At 46.7% G+C, this 6328-nt stretch carries 5 protein-coding genes; all 5 read left to right on the top strand.

Translation table 11 applies throughout. The annotated features are described in order from the left end of the window. Positions 1-415: 415 nt before the first annotated feature. The 5 genes from INF29_RS13645 (at position 416) to INF29_RS13665 (ending at position 6198) form a co-directional block, all read left to right on the top strand. The gene (locus INF29_RS13645) at positions 416-1213 is read left to right on the top strand and encodes an FAD binding domain-containing protein (protein ID WP_193487247.1); all 798 of its coding nucleotides are present in this window, start codon (positions 416-418) and stop codon (positions 1211-1213) included. Beyond that, positions 1213-1674, top strand: coding sequence for a (2Fe-2S)-binding protein (locus tag INF29_RS13650; protein WP_072849681.1), 462 nt, complete (start codon positions 1213-1215; stop codon positions 1672-1674). The genes INF29_RS13645 and INF29_RS13650 overlap by 1 nt, the downstream gene beginning before the upstream one ends. A 2-nt stretch (positions 1675-1676) precedes the next feature. Then, positions 1677-3953: a xanthine dehydrogenase family protein molybdopterin-binding subunit gene (locus INF29_RS13655; protein WP_193487249.1), complete on the top strand. Its 2277-nt coding sequence runs from the start codon at positions 1677-1679 to the stop codon at positions 3951-3953. Next, positions 3950-4531 (top strand): nucleotidyltransferase family protein, encoded by a 582-nt coding sequence (locus tag INF29_RS13660; RefSeq protein WP_272872665.1) that lies wholly within the window; start codon positions 3950-3952, stop codon positions 4529-4531. The genes INF29_RS13655 and INF29_RS13660 overlap by 4 nt, the downstream gene beginning before the upstream one ends. A 305-nt stretch (positions 4532-4836) precedes the next feature. Then, a complete protein-coding gene (locus INF29_RS13665) occupies positions 4837-6198 on the top strand; it encodes an APC family permease (protein ID WP_193487253.1) in 1362 nt (453 codons plus the stop codon). The last annotated feature ends 130 nt before the right edge of the window (positions 6199-6328 follow it).

Raw genomic sequence — 6328 nt, forward strand, 5'->3', positions numbered from 1 at the left:
ATAACCATCGAATCAAAGCAAAGTTAAAGGGCTTGCCACCTGCAATTTACAGACAACAAGCCCTTCTGGCTTCTTAAACAATTTTAATTTGAAAATATTGTCTAACTTTTTGGGTTCAGTTCATAATGCAAAGGGTTCCAGCTATTTTCTTTTTGTCGGAAACATTTCAGCCATTGCTGTTTTTGAAAACATGCTCTTTTTGTATGGAAATTTGTACAGAGCCTGTTTTTTTGCAGAGAATATGGTATCATAAAAGAAGAAGATTTTCCGAAAAAAGCATTGCGGCAGGTACTTTTGGATGATATACTAAACGATGGTGCTTTTTTACGAGAAAAGCGAAAAAGAGGAAAAAAACGGCAGAAACAGGGTGTTTTGCCGGAAAAGATACATGAAGGAATGTGGAAGGAGGAACAACATGTTTACCATTCGGGAGTATGTGAAAGTTTCCAGTCTGGAAGAAGCATACGAATTGAATCAGAAAAAGGCAAACGTGGTATTTGGCGGCGGCGTATGGCTGCGTCTGGGCAGAAAGAACATCCAGACAGCCATCGATCTGTCCGGTTTGGGTCTGGACGAAATTACAGAGGATGAAAAGGAATTTTCAGTGGGATGTATGGTTTCCCTGCGTCAGCTGGAAACTCACAAAGGCATTGACGCTTATACAAAAGGTGCAGTGAAAGAAAGCCTGCGCCATATCGTAGGGGTGCAGATGCGTAACTGCGCAACAGTCGGCGGCAGCATTTACGGCAGATTCGGTTTTTCCGATATTCTCTGCTGTCTGCTGGGTCTGGACTGCGACGTGGAACTGTATAAACAGGGCAGAATGCCTTTGGCAGATTTCGCAAAAATGAAAAAAGACAACGACATTCTGGTGCGTGTCATCATCAAAAAGACACCTCTGGAAACCGTATACCTGTCCCAGAGAAACACAGAAACAGACTTTCCTGTGGTTTCCTGTGCAGTGACAAAAGACGCAGAAGGTTATTATGCTGTTATCGGCGCAAGACCCTGTCAGCCCGTTGTAGTCCGTGACAGCGAAGGCATTTTGGCAAAAGCGGAAGTGACAGCGGAAGATCTGGCAGCTTTTGCGTCCAAAGTGCAGAACGGCATGGACTTTGCCGACAATACCAGATGCAGCGGTGCATACCGCAGACATGTGGCAGGCGTTCTGGTGAAAAGAGGACTGAAACAGCTCATGGGAGGGGACAAATGATGCAGATTACTGTAAAACTCAATGGAAAAAATGTGACTGCTGAAGTGGCACCGGATATGGCTCTGCTGGATTTTGTCAGAGATCACGGCTGTTACAGCGTCAAAAGAGGCTGCGAAACATCCAACTGCGGTCTGTGTACCGTTCTGATGGATGGCAAGCCCGTTTTGTCCTGCTCCACACTGGCAGTTCGTGCGGACGGTCATGAAGTGGTGACAATGGAAGGCTGTCAGGAAGAAGCGGAAGAATTCGGTGCGTTTCTGGCAGATCAGGGGGCAGAACAGTGCGGTTACTGCAGCCCCGGCTTTATTATGAATGTACTGGCAATGTGCAAGGAAATGGAAAATCCCACAGACGATGAGATTCGGGAATACCTTTCCGGCAACCTTTGCCGTTGTTCCGGCTATGAAGGTCAGCTCCGTGCCATTCATGCCTATCTGGATTACAAGAAAGGGGCGAAATGAGAATGAAATATGTAAATCAGCCCATTCGGAAAAAAGACGCCATGGCATTGGTAACAGGCAAACCTGTTTACACTGATGACATTGCGCCTAAGGATTGCCTGGTGGTAAAGGTGCTGCGCAGCCCCCATGCCCATGCGGAAATTCTGGAAATCAAAAAAGATATTGCGGAAAAACTGCCCGGTATCGTTTGCGTTCTGACTTATGAAGATGTGCCTCAGAAGCGTTTCACCATGGCAGGGCAGACATATCCCGAACCCAGCCCCTATGACCGACTGATTCTGGACAAGCGTGTTCGTTTCGTTGGGGACGCCGTTGCCATTGTGGCAGGGGAAACAGAAAAAGCCGTAGATCAGGCAATGAAAGTCATTAAAGTAAAATATAATGTGCTGGAACCTGTGCTGGATTTCCACGAAGCAAAGGACAATCCCATTCTGGTGCATCCCGAAGATAACTGGCAGGCACTTTGCCCCGTAGGCGCTGACAACAAGCGCAATCTGTGTGCAAGCGGTCTGGAAGAACATGGCGATGTGGATAAAGTCATTGCGGAAAGTGATGTGGTTGTGGAAAACACTTACCACACAAAAGCTGTACAGCAGACCATGATGGAAACCTTCCGTACTTATACCCAGATGGACACTTACGGCAGACTGAACATCATCAGCTCCACACAGGTGCCTTTCCATGTACGCCGTATCCTGTCTAACGCACTGGATATTCCGAAATCCAAGATTCGTGTCATCAAGCCTAGAATCGGCGGTGGTTTCGGTGCAAAACAGACGGTTGTAGCGGAAGTATATCCTGCTATCGTCACACTGAAAACAGGCAGACCTGCAAAAATCATTTATACCAGAGAAGAAAGCCTCATTGCTTCTTCTCCCAGACATGAAATGGAAATCAAAGTGCGCATCGGTGCCAACAAAGACGGTCATATCCGCGGCATCGAAGTGAAAACACTGTCCAATACAGGGGCATTTGGGGAACATGGTCCTACGACAGTTGGTCTGTCCGGTCATAAATCCATCCCTCTGTACAGCAAGGCAGAAGCATTCCGTTTCCAGTATGATGTTGTTTATACAAACAAAATGTCCGCAGGTGCGTACCGTGGTTACGGCGCAACACAGGGTATTTTCGCTGTGGAATCTGCCATCAATGAACTGGCTGTGAAGTTGAACATGGACCCTGTGGCATTGCGTGAAATGAACCTGACCAGAGAAGGCGACGTGATGCACGCATACTACGGCGAAACAGCAAACAGCTGTACACTGGATCGTTGTCTGGAAAGAACAGCGGAAATGATCGGCTGGAAAGAAAAATATCCTTGCCGTGTCATGCCTGATGGCAAAATCCGCGGCGTTGGTATCGCCATGGCTATGCAGGGTTCCGGTATTTCCAGCGTAGATACTGGTTCCGTTTCCATCAAGATCAATGACGATGGTTTCTATGCCCTGACCATCGGTGCATCCGATATGGGTACTGGCTGTGACACCATTCTGTCCCAGATGGCGGCGGATTGTCTGGATTGCTCTGTGGACGATATCATCGTTTATGGTGTTGATACAGACGTTTCTCCTTACGATAGCGGCTCTTACGCATCCAGCACCACTTATGTGACAGGTATGGCGACTGTAAAAGCCTGCCAGACACTGGTGGATAAAATGAAAGCATATGGTGCGGAAAAACTAGGCTGCTCCGTAGATGATGTGGAATTTGACGGGGAAAAAGTATACAGCTTGAAAGACGGCAGCAGCATCAGCCGAAAAGACATCGGCAATGCCATCATGTGCGCAGGGGAAAATGCCCTCTTTGCCACAGAAGCTCATTCTTCACCTGTTTCTCCTCCGCCTTTCATGGCTGGCGCTGTGGAAGTGGAAGTTGACCCGGAAACAGGCAGCGTGAAACTCATCGACTATGCGGCAGTGGTAGACTGCGGTACCGTTGTGAACCCCAATCTGGCGAGAGTACAGGTAGAAGGCGGTCTGGTACAGGGCATCGGTATGGCACTCCATGAAAACATTACCTATAACGAAAAAGGTGAACTGGCTGAAAATTCTTTGATGCAGTACAAAATCCCGACTCGTATGGATATGGGCAAACTGCGTGTGGAATTTGACAGCAGTTATGAGCCTACAGGGCCTTTTGGTGCGAAATCCATCGGGGAAATCGTGATCAATACACCGGCACCTGCCATTGCACAGGCGATTTATAACGCAACAGGCCTGCGTTTTACAGAACTGCCCATTACACCGGAAAAAATCGCTATGGGCATGATTGATAAATGAAAATCCACTGGATATTACTGGCGGCGGGATTGAGCAGACGATTCGGGGAAAATAAGCTGCTCTATCCCGTCAATGGGAAAAAGCTCTACCGCTACAGTCTGGAACGCATGGCGGCGTTGGCAGAAAAGCGGCAGGAGCGTCTGGTGGTGGTCACTTCCCATGAAGCTATTCGACAGGAACTGGCAGGAGAGAAGGCGGAAGTGGTTTGGAATCCAAAGGCGGAAACAGGCATTGCATCCTCTATTCATTGTGCTATCAGGCATTTGGGCATAGCAGAGGATGCTGCCTATCTGTTTTCCGTGGCAGATCAGCCATTTTTAAGACAGGAAGATCTGGGGGCGTTTATGGAAGGCTTTCTCCGTTCCGGCAAAGCCATGGGCTGTATGGCACACCAGGGTGTGTGGGGCAATCCTGCTGTTTTTTCCGGTAAGTATGTTGAGAAGCTCCTTTCACTGGAAGGAGATCAGGGCGGCAAAAGAATCCTGCTGGCATCACTGGAGCAGGTATTTGTCTTTGACTGTGCAGAGGAAAAAGCTTTCTACGATATAGATGAGAAAAAAGATTTGAGAGAGTTCTGAAAAACAGAACTCTCTTTTTTGTTTGCCGAAAAATACATATATATAATAGGAAGAAACTCCATCAAATAACGCTATTATTTTGTCTGATATCGGCTTAATTACAATAAAAAGAAAGTTGTATTTTAAAAAATCGTGTAAAAATTATATTTTTATCCTATATCGTGCATGATGTATAGCAAAAAGAACAATGCATTTCTGTCTGAAAACTTGATTTTGTCATGACAAAATGGTATCTTTACTTTCGCATAACAAAGCATAAAAGCATTGACGCGAACACGCGTCGAAGCAAGAAAGGGTGAAAAGGTGTGAAAGAAGAACTGGAGAAGAAGTACGGGCTGCTGACTGCCATTGCCATGGTTGTGGGCATCGTTATCGGCAGCGGCGTATTCTTCAAAGCGGAAAAGGTATTGTTGGCCACAGGCGGCGATCTGCCCTTAGGCATATTGTCCTGGTTTCTGGGGGGACTGGTGATGATCATCTGCGCCTATAACTTCGCCGTTATGGCAACCCGTTACGAAAAAGTCAGTGGCGTTGTGGATTATGCGGAAGTAATGGTGGGCAGAAAATATGGATACTATTTCGCCTGGTTTATGGCAGTCATTTATTTTCCTGCCATGACTTCTGTGGTGGCATGGGTAACGGCAAGATATACGGCAGTTTTGTTGGGATGGGATATCGCCGGTCCCCAGGCAATGACCCTTGCCGGCTTATATCTCATCGGCAGTTTTACCGTTAACGCCATTTCTCCGAAACTGGCAGGAAAATTTCAGGTAACCACAACTGTGGCAAAATTGATTCCTTTGGGATTGATGGCAGTGGTAGGTACCATTTACGGATTGAGAAACGGCGTCATGATACAAAATTTCACCAGCGGCGCCATTGTGGAAGTCAGTGGAAATCCTTTGTTCACGGCGGTGGTAGGTACCTGTTTCGCTTATGAGGGTTGGATTTGTGCCACTAGCATTAACGCGGAACTGAAGGATTCCAAAAAGAACCTGCCTCGAGCGCTGATGTTCGGTTCTGTTTTCGTTGTACTGGTATATGCCCTGTACTATGTAGGTCTGGCGGGAGCTGTGGAAAATGAAGTCATTATGGCTGGCGGCGAAACCGGCGCAAAAATTGCCTTTTCTACAGTATTTACCAATGTTGGGGGAACACTGCTGTTTGTATTTGTTGTCATTTCCTGCATTGGGACTTTGAACGGATTGATGATGGCATGTACCCGCAGTTTTTATGCTATGGCAAACCGGGGAGAAGGTCCTGCATCCCATATCTTCAGCAACGTGGACAAGGTGACCAATATGCCTACAAATTCCGCTGTTATGGGCGTATTCATGGCTGCCCTGTGGCTGACTTATTTCTATGGGGCAAACCTGGTGGAAACATCCTGGTTTGGCAATTTCAGTTTTGATAGCTCTGAACTGCCTATCATCACCATTTACCTCATGTATATCCCTATTTTCTTCATGCACATACGGAAGGAAAAGGAACTGCCTGTTTTGCAGCGGTTCATCATGCCTATTTTGGGCATTGGCGCCAGTCTGTTTATGGTGCTGGCTGCCATTGTTTCTCTGGGAGAAAAGATTATTTATTACGGTATTATTTTCCTTGTGGCTATGGTGCTGGGATGCGTTCTGAAGGGCAAGAAAAAAGAAGAGATTTCATAAGATATGAACTGCACCCCATTTGTTAGACAGTATGATATACTGAATAACAAGTGGGGTGATTTTTATGCCAAAAGGAGTACCAAATAAACGATATACACCAGAATTCAAGCAACTGGTGGTAGAAACGATG

It is taken from the genome of Anaerotignum lactatifermentans (genome assembly GCF_014982935.1).
GTDB lineage: Bacteria > Bacillota > Clostridia > Lachnospirales > Anaerotignaceae > Anaerotignum > Anaerotignum lactatifermentans.